Raw genomic sequence first — 12,611 nt, forward strand, 5'->3', positions numbered from 1 at the left:
TCGGACATCCCTACTCGAGGGGGGCCGTGACTTCAGTCACCAATGTTGAGGATTTGGTCATGTTTCCAAGCCATGTGACGCTTGTAGAGGTGGGGCCGCGGGACGGGTTGCAGAACGAAAAGCAACCCGTCGCCGCAGTGCACAAGATCGAGCTCGTGCACCGCCTGCAGGCGGCCGGCCTGCGCGAGATCGAGGCGACCAGTTTCGTGAGCCCCAAGTGGGTGCCGCAGATGGCCGACAACACCCAGGTGATGGCCGGCATCGTGCGCCAGGGCGGGGTGCGCTACTCCGTGCTGGTGCCGAACATGAAAGGCCTCGAAGCGGCCTTGCCGACGAAGCCCGATGAGGTGGTCGTCTTCGGTGCGGCCAGCGAAGCTTTCAGCCAGCGCAACATCAACTGCAGCATCGCCGAGAGCTTCGAGCGTTTTGCACCGGTGGTGGCCGCGGCGCACGAGGCCGGGCTCAAGGTGCGCGGGGCGATCTCGTGTGCGCTCGGCTGCCCCTACCAGGGCGAGGTGAGTGCCGACGAGGTGGAGCGTGTGGTGAAGCTCATGAAGCAGATCGGTGTCGACCACTGCGGCGTGGCCGACACCATCGGCGTGGGCACGCCGCGCAAGGTGCAGCTCGCGATGGAGCGCGCGTTGAAGCACTACCCGCTGGTCGAGGTCAGCGGCCATTTCCACGACACCTACGGGCAGGCGCTCTCCAACATCTACGCCTGTCTGGAGATGGGCGTGCACACCTTCGATGCGAGTGTGGCCGGCCTCGGCGGCTGCCCGTATGCGAAGGGTGCGACGGGCAATGTCGCCACCGAAGACGTGCTCTTCATGCTGAACGGGCTTGGCATCTCGACCGGCATCGACCTCGATGCGCTGGTCGATGCCGGGGCCTACATCTCGGGCGTGCTGGGCCGACCACCGGTGTCGCGCGTGGGGCGTGCGGTGTTGGCAAAAAGGGAGAAGGCAAACGCATGAGCGATCTCGACGACAAGCCGGAAGGTTTTCGCCGCGTGGCCGCGCTGCTGGCTGACAAGGGTCACCCGCACGCACCGGTCTACCTGGAGGTGACGGCGCGCACTGCGCAGGAGGCCGCCGATGCCCTCGGCGTGCAGCTGGGCCAGATCGCCAAGAGCGTGATCTTCAAGCGCAAGCACGACAGCGCGCCGGTGCTCGTCGTGACCTCGGGCGACCTTCGCGTCGACGTGGAGAAGGTGGCCGCGCTCACCGGCCCGGTGGGCCGCGCCGATGCCGAGTTCGTGAAGGCTGCCACCGGCTATTCGATCGGCGGTGTGTCGCCGGTGGGCCACCTCACGCCGCCGGTGATGCTGATCGACCGCGAGCTGGCCCGCTTCGACGAGATCTGGGCCGCGGCCGGCCACCCCAATGGCGTCTTCAAGCTGACGCCGGCGCAGCTGCAGGCGATGACCGGCGCGCCGATGGCCGACGTCACACCCTCCTGACATGCCCGCGATCGCCGCCCCCGTGCCAAGCCCCTGCATCAGCGTGTGCCGCATGAACGCGCAGACCGGCCTGTGCGAAGGCTGCCTGCGCACCCTCGACGAGATCGCCGCCTGGTCGACGATGGCCGACGAGGCCAAGCGCACCGTGTGGCGCCTGATCGAGCAGCGCCAGGCCCCATCACCGTCATTCGCTGGACCGCCCCGATGAAACATCTGCGCTTCAGCTTCGACCCGATCTCGCCCTTCGCCTACCTCGCCTTCGAGCGCCTGCCGCAGGTGCTGGAGGGCCTGAGCTACAGCGTGCGCTACGAGCCCATCCTGCTCGCCGGCCTGCTGCAGCACTGGGGGCAGAAGGGCCCGGCCGAGATCTTGCCCAAGCGCGACTGGACCTACCGGCAGGTGCTCTGGCTCGGCCACTCGCTCCAGCTGCCCTTGCAGATGCCGGCGGCGCATCCCTTCAACCCGCTTGCGCTGCTGCGCCTCCTGCTGGCCACCGCACCGGCCGGTGGCACGCCCAACCGCTGGGCCTGCGAACAGGTGCTGCACCACGTGTGGCGCGGCGGGGTCGACGCGGGCGACGCGACGCGGCTGGAGGCGCTCAGCCAGCGCCTTGCGCCGCAGCGTGATGCGGCCAGCGCCGAGGTGAAGGACGAACTGAAAGCTGCCACCGCCGCGGCCGCGGCGCGCGGCCTCTTCGGCGTGCCCACCGTCGAGGTCGACGGCAAGCTCTTCTGGGGCCTCGACGGGCTGCCGATGCTGTCGGCCTACCTGCGCGGCGAGCCCTGGTTCGATGGCCCCGACTGGGCGGCGGTGTCAGCCATCCCCGCGGCGGCTCAGAGAAAACACTGATCTCGCAAGCCCTGAACTTCCCGCATGAAGAACTGAACACTCAGGGTTGCACCTGAGTTTGTCAGTTTCGTATCAGCGTCGCGTCAGGGCGGGGTCAGAGCCAGCCGTGACACTGGCACATCCTCATCAATCGGGTGGGGCGTCATACGAGGAGATATTCATGGCAGCAGCAAGCGCATCGAGCGCGCCGATGACTGGTGAGGAGAAGAAGGTCATCTTCGCCTCCAGCCTCGGTACGGTGTTCGAGTGGTACGACTTCTATTTGTACGGATCGCTGGCGCCCATCATCGCCAAGCAATTCTTCGCGGGCCTGGACCCGACATCCGCCTTCATCTTCGCGCTGCTCGCGTTCGCCGCCGGCTTCCTGGTGCGACCGTTCGGCGCGCTGGTGTTCGGCCGCCTGGGCGACATGATCGGCCGCAAGTACACCTTCCTGGTCACCATCCTGATCATGGGTCTGGCGACTTTCATCGTGGGGGTGCTGCCGACCTATGCCTCGATCGGCGTGGCCGCACCGGTCATCCTGATCGGCTTGCGCCTGCTGCAGGGCCTCGCGCTCGGCGGTGAATACGGCGGTGCCGCCACCTACGTGGCCGAACACGCACCGCACGGCAAGCGCGGCGCCTACACCTCGTGGATCCAGACCACGGCGACGCTCGGTCTCTTCCTGTCGCTGATGGTGATCCTGGGCACCCGCACCGCGATGGGCGAACAGGCCTTCGGCGACTGGGGCTGGCGCATTCCGTTCCTGGTGTCGATCTTCCTGCTGGCCATCAGCGTGTGGATCCGCCTGTCGATGAACGAATCGCCCGCCTTCAAGAAGATGAAGGAAGAGGGCAAGACCTCCAAGGCGCCGCTGACCGAATCCTTCGGCCAGTGGAAGAACCTGAAGATCGTGATCCTGGCGCTCGTCGGCCTGACCGCCGGCCAGGCCGTGGTCTGGTACACCGGCCAGTTCTACGCGCTCTTCTTCCTGACGCAGGCGCTGAAGGTCGACCCGTCGACGGCCAACATCCTGATCGCGGTGTCGCTCCTGATCGGCACGCCGTTCTTCATCGTGTTCGGCACGCTGTCCGACAAGATCGGCCGCAAGCCGATCATCATGGCGGGCTGCCTGCTGGCCGCGCTCACCTACTTCCCGCTCTTCGGTGCGCTGACAAAGGCCGCCAACCCCGAGCTGGCCGCGGCGCAAGCCAAGACCCAGGTCGTCGTGACGGCGGACCCGAAGGAGTGCTCGTTCCAGGGCAGCCCGATCGCCCGCGAGATCGACTTCCGCACCTCGTGCGACATCGCCAAGCGCTACCTGGCGCAAAGCTCGGTGTCGTATGAGAACAAGGTCGGCACCGGCCCCGCCACCATCACCGTCGGTGACAAGGTCATCACCTCGCCGGTGGGCACCGTGGTGAATTCCAAGTTCGACGAAGCCAGCGTCAAGTCGATCGCCGCGTTCAAGAAGGACGTGACCGACACGCTGAAGGCCGCGGGCTACCCGACCAAGGCCGCGCCGATCCCGTTCATGAGCGGCCAGTGGTGGAGCATCGTCGCCATCCTGACGGTTCTCGTGATCTACGTGACCATGGTCTACGGCCCGATCGCGGCGATGCTGGTGGAGCTCTTCCCGACGCGCATCCGCTACACCTCGATGAGCCTGCCGTACCACATCGGCAACGGCTGGTTCGGTGGCCTGATGCCCACGACCGCGTTTGCGGTGGTGGCGGCCACCGGCAACATGTACAACGGCCTCTGGTACCCGATCATCGTGGCGCTGATGACCTTCGTGGTCGGTGTGCTGCTGGTCAAGGAAACCAAGGACGTGGACATCTACGCCAAGGACTGACCTCTCCCTGAAGTCGGCCGGCGTGCCCCGCCCGGGCGCGCCGGCCCTGTCTTGACTCAACACCAACTACCCGGAAGTACTCAGCATGTGGAAGATCGTTGTGGGTTTCATCGTGATCGCGGCGGTGACCTTGTGGCTGCTCAGCAAGGGCGGCGACATCGACATGAGCGGTGAGAAGCACGGCATCGACACGTCGCACGCGCCTGCCGCGGCTTCCGCGCCCGCTTCTGCCCCCAGCTCGGCCGCGTCGCAGTAACCAGAGAGCGACCCGCGCCTTCGGGCAACGCCGGCCAGCCGACAAGGCTGTGCCGGCTTTTTATTGGTGCGGCCAGCCCACGAGGCTGTGCCGGTTTTTTTGTTGCGCCGGCCGGCCCTCAGGGCTGCGCCGGTTTTTTCATGTCGGCGTGCAGCGTGTCAGGCGACATCTGCGCGACCTCGCGCAGGCAGGGCAGGCACAGGCAAGCGCTGTAGCGCTCGCGCAGCCGTTGCAGCGTCTCGGCCGAGAGGTCGACGCTGCCGCAGGCGCAGGGCGTGCTGTCGCGCACGCCGCAGTGGAAGCCGCGGCCGCAACGCGGGCACGCGGCCTGGCTCATGTCTGGCGCGGGCGACGCGCGAGGGCGGCGGTGGCGAGTGCCAAGCCGGCCAGCCAGAAGAGGCCGAGGGCACCGCCGCCGGAATCGCCGCCACCACCGCCACCGGCGGGCGGCGGGGTGCCCACCTGGCCGCTCAAGGGCAGCACGCGGGTGAAGGTGGTCATGCTGCCTTGCACCCGCATGGTCAGGGTGAGCGAGGCGGTGTAGGCGCTGGTGTTGGGCGCCGAGAAGCGCACCGAGACGCGGCAGCTGCTGGGCGTGGACAGGGTGCTCGCCGCGATCGTCTGCGAGGTGCAGGTGTCGGCGGTGGCGTTGAAACGCGCCGCGCCGGAGCCGGAGATGGCGACGTTGGTGATCGTGAGCGTGCCGCTGGTCACCGCGTTGGTGAGGTCGACGTTCTGCGACAGCGTGTTGGTGTTGATGGCGCTGGCGGTGAAGCTGAGCGAGTTGACGCTCAGCTTGGGGGTGTCGGCGATGTAGGCGGCGATGTTCTGGAACTGCGTGTTGTCGAGCACGCTGAACTGGCCCATGGACCCGCTGTAGTTGCCGGCGATGGCGGCCCCGAAGCGACCGGAGGCACTGCTGAAGCTGACGGCCGTGAAGGGCGGCGTGGACGACGAATTAGTGCCGCCGGTGGCGATGCGGTTGCGCCGGTCGTGGATGGTGTGGCAGTTGGTGCAGGCACCGAGCTGCGACAGGCCGGTTTCGCCCGGCGTGTCTTCAAAGAGCAGTCGCCCGGCGGCAGGGTCGCCGGTGGTCTGCGCCCACCCGGGGCCGGCCCACAGCAAGACGCAGGCGAAGGCCGCGCCAGTCAGCAACCAGCGGGTGGGAATGCGTTCGAGGAAGTTCATGCGAGCGGCGCAGCGCGCCCGGGGATCGTCGGTGCACGGATTTCATCGCGCGGGCGACGCGGTGTCTGCACCAGGTTGTTACGCGCTCTCACGGGCGAAGGTGGCTGCAGCGGTTGCCGCGTGTCACGCGGGGATGCGTCTGCTTACGAGGAGTGGCGGGCGGCCAACGCCGCCGCGTGGTCTGCCGGGGCTTTGTGCCGGGTTGTAGGCGTGGCGTGCGTAAGCTTGCCGTTCGCCGCGGTCAGGTCGACCGTGCGGCGGTTTCCCAGGAGTCACACACATGAACAAGATTTCGCTCGCTTTCTCCACCCTGACCACGCTGATCACGGCCGGCCTGCTGGCGGCCGGCCCGGCATCGGCCCAATCGTTCGCGCCGTCGTGGGCGGGTGCCTCGATCGGCAGCACCGACTACGGCACCGGCCTGAAGGTCTTCGTCGGCGGCAAGGTCACGCCCATCTTCGGCTGGGAAGGCCAGGTGGTGAGCCACGGCTCGGAAGACTACGCCGGGGGCCGCAAGCACTCGGCCGTGTCGCTGGGCGGCTCGGGCACGGCGCGCTTTCCGCTCAACTCGCAGTTCACCGCCTTCGGCAAGGCCGGGCTGCACTACCTGCGCGTGAAGCGCAGCGGCCCCGGCGTCAGCAGCGACAGCGACCTCGAAATCGGCCTGGGCGCCGGCATGCTCTTCAACATCACCCACACCACCGCGCTGCGCCTCGAATACGAAAACATCGGCGGCGGCGATGGAGACTTCTTCTCCATCGGCCTTCAGGTCGGCTTCTGACGGCTGCTTGCCTTAGACGAACAGCGCTTTGTGCTGGTCGCGCAGCACGTTCTTCTGCACCTTGCCCATCGTGTTGCGCGGCAGCTCCTTCAGCACGAACACGCGCTTGGGCACCTTGAAGTTCGCGATGCGGCCCTTCAGCGCCTGAAGCACCGCCGCATCGTCGAGCGTCTCGCCCGGCTTGGGCACGACGAGCGCCACGCCCACCTCGCCGAAGTCGGGGTGCGGCACCCCCACCACCGCGCTCTCGGCCACGCCGGGCATCTCGTTGATGAAGCCTTCGACCTCGGCCGGGTAGACGTTGTAGCCGCCGGAGATGATGAGGTCCTTGCTGCGGCCGACGATGGTGACGTAGCCGCGTTCGTCGATGCGGCCCACGTCGCCGGTCTTGAACCAGCCGTCGGCGGTGAACTCTTCCTTCGTCTTCTCGGGCATGCGCCAGTAGCCGGCGAAGACGTTCGCGCCCTTCACCTGGATACCGCCGACCTCGCCCACCGGCAGGTCCTGGCCCTGGTCATCGCGCACGCGCAGCGACACGCCGGGCAGCGGAAAGCCCACCGTGCCGCCGCGGCGCTCGCCATCCTCGGCGCGGTAGGGGTTGGAGGTGAGGATCGAGGTCTCGCTCATGCCGTAGCGCTCGACGATGGTGTGGCCGGTGCGCTCACGCCATTCGTTGAAGGTCTCGATCAGGAGCGGTGCCGAGCCGGCAGTGAAAAGGCGCATGTTCCTGCAGGCATCGCGGGTGAGCCCCGGCTCGGCCAGCAGGCGCACGTACAGCGTGGGCACGCCCATGAAGACGGTGGCCTCGGGCAGGCGTGAGACGACGAGCTTGGGGTCGAACTTCGAAAGCCACAGCATCTTGCTGCCGCTGATGAGGGCGGCCTGCGCGGCGACGAAGAGGCCGTGCACGTGGAAGAGCGGCAGGGCGTGGATCAGCACGTCGCGGCCCTGCTGCCAGCTCCAGTAGTCCTTGAGCGTCAGCGTGTTGGACAGGATGTTGCCGTGCGTCAGCATCGCTCCCTTGCTGCGCCCGGTGGTGCCGCTCGTGTAGAGGATGCAGGCCAGGTCGTCGGCCGAGCGCTGCACCGGCGTGTGGCGGTCGCTGTGGTGCGCGGCGCGGGCGAGCAGGCTGCCGCTGCGGTCGTCGTCGAGGGTGTAGACGTGGGTGGTGCCAGCCTTGAACGCGATCTGGCTGATCCAGCCGAAGTTCTTGCTGCCGCACACCACCACCGCGGGCTCGGCGTTGCCGATGAAGTACTCGATCTCGGCGGCCTGGTAGGCGGTGTTGAGCGGCAGGTAGACGAAGCCGGCGCGCAGCACCGCGAGGTACAGCATCAGCCCCTCGACCGATTTTTCGGTCTGCACCGCCACGCGGCTGCCGTCGGGCAGGTTGAGCGAGGCCAGCAGGTTGGCGAGCATGGCGCTGCCACGTTCGAGGTCACGCCAGGTGTAGAAGCCTGGCGTGTCGAGCGTCTCGATCGCCGTGCGGTCGAGGTCATCTGGAAAGCCGCCGCGGATCGCGGCAAAGATGTTGGAGTTGTGGCTCATGTCAGGTTCTAGGTCTGGCGTCTTCATTCAAGGGTGGCACCGGACTTCTTCACCACCTCGCCCCAGCGCTTCACTTCCGCGCTCACGAAGCGGCCGAAGGCGTCGCCGTAGAGGTTGGGCGTGTCGGTGCCGAGACCGGTCCAGGTCTTCTTCAGTTCGTCGGATTGCAGGGCCTTCTGCATCTCGGCGCGCATCGCGTCCACCAGCTCCTTCGGTGTGCCCTTGGGTGCCCACAGGCCGTACCAGGTGGCGACCTGGTAGGTGGGCACGCCGCCTTCGCCGCTGGTCGGCACGTCGGGGAAGCCGGGGGCGCGTTTGTCGCTCGCCACCGCGAGGGCCTTGATGCGGCCGCCCTTGATGTGCGCGGCCGAGGAGCCGAGGCCGTCGAACATCAGGTCGACCTGGCCGGCGATCAGGTCCTGCAGCGCCGGGCCCGCACCGCGGTAGGGGATGTGGGTGATGAAGGTCTTGGTCTGCAGCTTGAAGAGTTCGCCCGCCAGGTGGTGCGAGGTGCCGTTGCCGGCCGAGCCGTAGTTGAGCTTGGCCGGGTTCTTGCGCACGTACTCGAGGAAGCCCTGGAGGTCGTTCACCGGCACACGCTGCGGGTTGACCACGATCACCTGCGGCACGCTGGAGACGAGCCCCACCGGGATGAAATCGGTCTCGATGTTGTAGTCGAGCTTGGGGTACATGGCCGGGGCGATGGCGTGGTGCACCGCGCCCATGAAGAAGGTGTAGCCATCGGGGGCGGCCTTCGAGGCGACGGTCGCGCCCACGGTACCGCCGGCCCCGCCCTTGTTGTCGATGATGAACTGCTTGCCGACGTTGCGCGTCATCACCGCCGTCAGCGGGCGGGCGAATGCATCGGTGCCGCCGCCGGCCGGGAAGGGCACGACGATGGTCACCGGCCGGTTGGGCCAGCCGGCCGATTGCGCGCGCACGAACGGCGCGGCCAGCAGTGCGGTGGCGCCGAGCGTGCCGAGGGTGATCTGGCGGCGGCGCAGCGCGGGGTGCTCGGGGTGGGTCATCGTCGTCTCCTGGGTGTGGTTGTGAGAGAGATCAAATCAACGCGGCGACGGCGCGCGAGTGCGCCACCTCGCCGTGCACGAATTGCTCGTGGCTGGCCTCGACCTTTTGCAGGTCGTAGAGGTAATTGACCATCATGCCGAACGACTGCTTCAACCCCTTGCGCGACAGGTCGCCCAAGGGGTTGAGCCGCTCCAGGCGCGCGCCGTTGTCGAGGTGGAAGCGCGCCACTGCGTCGCCCTGTGGCGTGGCGCTGTGATGCACGAGGTACGAAGCGCACAGCCGCGACAGGGCCTCGCGCTCGGGCTCGTCGAGCGCCTGCAGACGGGCGGCGCTGGCGAGCGTTGCGAGGTCGTTGCCGGTGGCCTTGAGCAGCAGCGCGCGGGCCTCGGCCAGTCGCTCGGCCACGGCGCGCTTCACGCCCTCGGGCGGTGGTGTGCCGGCCTGCAGCCACTTCGCAAAACCGGGGATGGGCGAGAGCGTGCAGTAGCGGCGGATCTGCGGCAGCTCGCGCTGCAGCTGCTCGGCCACCCGCTTGATGAGGAAGTTGCCGAGCGACACGCCGCGCAGGCCCGGCTGGCAGTTGCTGATGGAGTAGAAGGCCGCGACCTTGAAATCGCTCGGTGGCAGCGGCTGCGCGCGTTTGTCGATCAAGGGTGCGATCGCATCGGGCATCTCGGGCACCAGCGCCACCTCCACGAAGATCAGCGGCTCGTTGGGCAGCTGCGGGTGGAAGAACGCGAAGCAGCGCCGGTCGGGCTGCAGGCGGCGGCGCAGGTCGTCCCAGCCGTCGATCTCGTGTACCGCCTCGTGGCGGATGATCTGCTCGAGCAACTCGGCGGGCGAGCGCCAGTCGACCTGCTGCATCTGCAGAAAGCCGGGGTTGAACCACGACGAGAGCAGGTGGTGGAAGTCGCTCTCGAGCGCGCTCAGGCCCGGTTGCGCCGGCAGGCGCGACAAGAGCTTGCGCCGCATCGCGACGATCTGCGCCGTGCCGCCGGGCGTGCGGTTGATGCGTCTCAGCAGCTCCTGGCGCGGCGGCTCGGCCAGGCGCGTGAGGCGGATCAGGTTCTCGGGCGTGGGCTCCTGCGCGTAGGCCTGGGCCACGTTGAGGACGGCCTGCGGGTCGGGGCTGAAGTCGGTGGAGAGCTTGTCGAAGAAGCCGGCCTGCTGCTCCTCGGGCAGGGCGCTGAAGCGCGACACCAGTTGGCGTGCGATGGCCACGCTGTTGGCTTCGCCGCGTTCGGACAGCAGGCGGTGGCAGTCGAGCATCAGGCTGCGCAGCAGGCGGCCATCGTTGGCGCGGCGTGCGGCGGACTTCAGTTCCTCAAGCATGGTGCTGGGCCTCTTGCAGATGTTGACTCGCCGCCTGCTCGTGCGCGCGCATCGCTTTCAGGGCGGCGAGCTGCGCCATCAGGTGGTCGTGCATCAGGCGTTCGGCGCGCGCCGCATCGCGCTGCTCGAAGGCCGCCATCAGCACCCGGTGCTCGTTGATCGAGTCTTCGATGCGGCCCGGCCAGTTGAGCTGGCGCCCGCGCAGGAGGCGCAGGAACTTGCGCAGCTCGTTGGTGGCGCGGTCGAGCCAGCGGTTGTCGGCCAGGGCCTGCACCGTGCTGTGGAAATCGTGGTTGGCGCGGTAGTAGCCGTCGATGTCGTGCGCGGCGGCATGGCGTTCCAGCGCCTCGTGCAGCTGGCGCAGGCGGGCGATGGCGGCCGGCGTGGACTTGCGCACCGCCTCGAAGGCGCAGCGGCCTTCCAGCAACGCCATCACCGGGAACAGCTCGTCGGCGTCGTCCTCCGACATGGCGGTGACGCGGCAGCCCTGGCGAGGCACCAGCTCCACCAGGCCCTCGGCCGCCAAGACTTTCAAGGCCTCGCGCAAGGGGGTGCGGCTGATCTGCCACTGCTGGGCCAGCGCCAGCTCGTCGATCCAGTCGCCGGGCGCCAGCTGCCGCTCGAACACCATGTGCCGAAGGCGAGTAGCCACTTCCTCATGAAGCGAAGAACGGCGAAGAGGCGTGACATCGACCATGGCGTACCAGCAGGTTCCGGCGGCGAGCGATGGGCCTCACTCTAGTCTTAAAAATTAATAATTACAACGAGCTGGACCCCAAAACCCTCTTCCGTGCGTCAGTTGGGCTTGTGCTCCGCCTTGCGAGTTCTATGCTTGGTGCACTGCAACAAGAAACAGCCTCCCCATGGACGACGCGCGTGTGACCGGCCCCGAACCCCAGGGCACCGTCCTTTACATCGAAGACCAGGACCTGAACTTCCTGCTCGTGCAGGCCCAGCTCGCGGCCACGCTGCCCGGCGTGCAGCTCCTCCGTGCGGCGACCGGCGCCGAGGGGGTCGAGAAGGTGCGCAGCGAACACCCGCAGCTCGTCTTGCTCGACATGCACCTGCCCGACACCGGCGGCCTGGAAGTGGTGCGGGCGCTGAACGTGGAGATATCGCAGGGCCTGAAGGTGGCGCTGCTGACGGCCGACCACCTGTCGATGGACATCCTCAAGGCCATGAGCCTCGGGGCCTACGAATACTGGGTCAAGCCGATCAGCGCGACCCAGCTCGAAAAGGGCGTGCGCCGCGGGCTGGCCGCGGCAGCGAATATCGACCCCGCCACCGGGGCGCGACGCAACGGCGCCTCGCAGGGCGGCAGCGCCTCGCGCTATTGAGGTGATGCTGTCGAACTGAAGCCGCGCCTCCTCAGCGCAGCAGCGAGGTCTCGAGCCGGGTGACCATGTCGATCAGGCGCGGCCGCACTTCGTTCAGCAGGAATTCCTTCGACAGGTTGAACGACGGCCCACCGCAGTTGATGGCCATCGGCGGCAGCCCGCCGCCCGGCTGGAAGGCACGGGCGATGCCGTTCACGTCTTTCTGCCAGTCGCCAAAGGAGCAGGTGACGCCCAGGGTGGCGTATTCGTCCATCGCGCGGTTGATGCCGTCGCGGATGTCGGGCCAGGCGACCTCGTCGAGCTCCTGCACGCGCTCCATCACGTCCTGCCGCTCGCGCTCGGAGATCGCGGCCAGCCAGGCGCGGCCGATGGCCGAGGTGGCGACCGGGATACGCGAGCCGACATCGAGGCTCAAGGTGAGCGCCGCCGAACTGCGGCAGTTCTCCACGTAGATCATCGACAGCCGGTCGCGCGTGCCGAGCGAGACCATCGAGCGCGACGCATCGGCCAGCTCCTGCATCATGGGCCGGGCGATCTGGCGCACGTCGAGCCGGGCCAGCATCGCACTGCCGAGCGAGAGGGTGGCCGTGCCGAGGCGGTATTTGCCGCTCTCTTCCACCTGGATCAGGTAGCCGAGCTTGGTGAGCGTGGACGTCAGCCGCGACACCGTCGATTTGGGCAGGCGGCAGCGGGTGGCGATCTCCTGGTTGCCCAGGGCCTTGTCGCCGGAGCGGAAGCAGGCCAGCACCTCCAGTCCGCGTGCCAGCGCCGTCACGAAGTGGCGGTCTTCCTTGGGTTTGGGGCTGACGCGGCTGCGCTCGATGCGGGCGTTCTTGGTGAGTGTGTCCATCGTTTCCATTGATCCGTGCAAAAGCGTCCAAAGTGGAACACAAATCCACAAACTGGAGCATCTGGCATTCCCCAGTCCACCCTGCTTCGGGGGCGGGACCCAGGGCGCCATCATGGGTGGTGAATCGTTTTACCTTGGTAAAGAC

General features: G+C 67.6%; 15 protein-coding genes. 8 read left to right on the forward strand and 7 right to left on the reverse strand.

Annotated features, from left to right (window positions below):
* The first annotated feature begins 59 nt into the window (after positions 1 to 59).
* The 6 genes from LRS03_RS21785 to LRS03_RS21810 all read left to right on the forward strand — a co-directional run bounded on the left by LRS03_RS21785 (position 60) and on the right by LRS03_RS21810 (position 4,401).
* Positions 60 to 974, forward strand: coding sequence for a hydroxymethylglutaryl-CoA lyase (locus tag LRS03_RS21785; RefSeq protein WP_257828148.1), 915 nt, complete (start codon positions 60 to 62; stop codon positions 972 to 974).
* Entirely contained in the window at positions 971 to 1,459 is a 489-nt protein-coding gene (locus LRS03_RS21790) for a YbaK/EbsC family protein (protein WP_257828149.1), read from the forward strand. The genes LRS03_RS21785 and LRS03_RS21790 overlap by 4 nt, the downstream gene beginning before the upstream one ends.
* 1 nt (position 1,460) lies before the next feature.
* Entirely contained in the window at positions 1,461 to 1,667 is a 207-nt protein-coding gene (locus LRS03_RS21795) for a DUF1289 domain-containing protein (RefSeq protein WP_257828150.1), read from the forward strand.
* Positions 1,664 to 2,308, forward strand: a complete 645-nt coding sequence (locus tag LRS03_RS21800) for a DsbA family protein (RefSeq protein WP_257828162.1) — start codon at positions 1,664 to 1,666, stop codon at positions 2,306 to 2,308. Before LRS03_RS21795 ends, LRS03_RS21800 begins: the two co-directional genes overlap by 4 nt.
* A gap of 160 nt (positions 2,309 to 2,468) precedes the next feature.
* Positions 2,469 to 4,145, forward strand: a complete 1,677-nt coding sequence (locus LRS03_RS21805; protein ID WP_257828163.1) for an MFS transporter — start codon at positions 2,469 to 2,471, stop codon at positions 4,143 to 4,145.
* Between the two features lie 85 nt (positions 4,146 to 4,230).
* Complete coding sequence (locus tag LRS03_RS21810) at positions 4,231 to 4,401, forward strand: hypothetical protein (protein WP_257828165.1); 171 nt, start codon at positions 4,231 to 4,233, stop codon at positions 4,399 to 4,401.
* A gap of 118 nt (positions 4,402 to 4,519) precedes the next feature.
* Here the strand turns inward: LRS03_RS21810 and LRS03_RS21815 are convergent, their stop codons facing one another.
* Complete coding sequence (locus tag LRS03_RS21815; protein ID WP_257828168.1) at positions 4,520 to 4,738, reverse strand: cysteine-rich CWC family protein; 219 nt, start codon at positions 4,736 to 4,738, stop codon at positions 4,520 to 4,522.
* Complete coding sequence (locus tag LRS03_RS21820) at positions 4,735 to 5,589, reverse strand: hypothetical protein (RefSeq protein ID WP_257828169.1); 855 nt, start codon at positions 5,587 to 5,589, stop codon at positions 4,735 to 4,737. The genes LRS03_RS21815 and LRS03_RS21820 overlap by 4 nt, the downstream gene beginning before the upstream one ends.
* A gap of 280 nt (positions 5,590 to 5,869) precedes the next feature.
* On the opposite strand from LRS03_RS21820, the gene LRS03_RS21825 reads away from it, so the two are divergent.
* The gene (locus tag LRS03_RS21825) at positions 5,870 to 6,370 is read left to right on the forward strand and encodes a porin family protein (protein ID WP_257828170.1); all 501 of its coding nucleotides are present in this window, start codon (positions 5,870 to 5,872) and stop codon (positions 6,368 to 6,370) included.
* 12 nt (positions 6,371 to 6,382) lie between these two features.
* Here LRS03_RS21825 and LRS03_RS21830 read toward each other — a convergent pair whose 3' ends face one another.
* From LRS03_RS21830 to LRS03_RS21845, 4 genes are read right to left on the reverse strand one after another with little or no spacing between them, the layout of a single operon-like run.
* A complete protein-coding gene (locus tag LRS03_RS21830; RefSeq protein ID WP_257828171.1) occupies positions 6,383 to 7,918 on the reverse strand; it encodes a malonate--CoA ligase in 1,536 nt (511 codons plus the stop codon).
* A gap of 23 nt (positions 7,919 to 7,941) precedes the next feature.
* A complete protein-coding gene (locus tag LRS03_RS21835) occupies positions 7,942 to 8,946 on the reverse strand; it encodes a Bug family tripartite tricarboxylate transporter substrate binding protein (protein WP_257828190.1) in 1,005 nt (334 codons plus the stop codon).
* A gap of 31 nt (positions 8,947 to 8,977) precedes the next feature.
* Positions 8,978 to 10,279: a malonyl-CoA decarboxylase gene (locus tag LRS03_RS21840; RefSeq protein ID WP_257828191.1), complete on the reverse strand. Its 1,302-nt coding sequence runs from the start codon at positions 10,277 to 10,279 to the stop codon at positions 8,978 to 8,980.
* Positions 10,272 to 10,931, reverse strand: coding sequence for a GntR family transcriptional regulator (locus tag LRS03_RS21845; RefSeq protein WP_257828195.1), 660 nt, complete (start codon positions 10,929 to 10,931; stop codon positions 10,272 to 10,274). The genes LRS03_RS21840 and LRS03_RS21845 overlap by 8 nt, the downstream gene beginning before the upstream one ends.
* A 211-nt stretch (positions 10,932 to 11,142) precedes the next feature.
* Between LRS03_RS21845 and LRS03_RS21850 the strand changes: the two genes are divergently transcribed.
* Complete coding sequence (locus LRS03_RS21850; protein WP_257828197.1) at positions 11,143 to 11,616, forward strand: response regulator; 474 nt, start codon at positions 11,143 to 11,145, stop codon at positions 11,614 to 11,616.
* A gap of 31 nt (positions 11,617 to 11,647) precedes the next feature.
* On the opposite strand, the gene LRS03_RS21855 is transcribed toward LRS03_RS21850, so the two are convergent.
* Positions 11,648 to 12,466 carry an IclR family transcriptional regulator gene (locus tag LRS03_RS21855; protein WP_257828210.1) on the reverse strand — a complete coding sequence of 273 codons (819 nt, stop codon included), beginning with the start codon at positions 12,464 to 12,466 and terminating at the stop codon, positions 11,648 to 11,650.
* Positions 12,467 to 12,611: the final 145 nt, after the last annotated feature.

It is taken from the genome of Rhizobacter sp. J219, from assembly GCF_024700055.1.
Taxonomy (GTDB): Bacteria; Pseudomonadota; Gammaproteobacteria; order Burkholderiales; family Burkholderiaceae_C; genus Rhizobacter.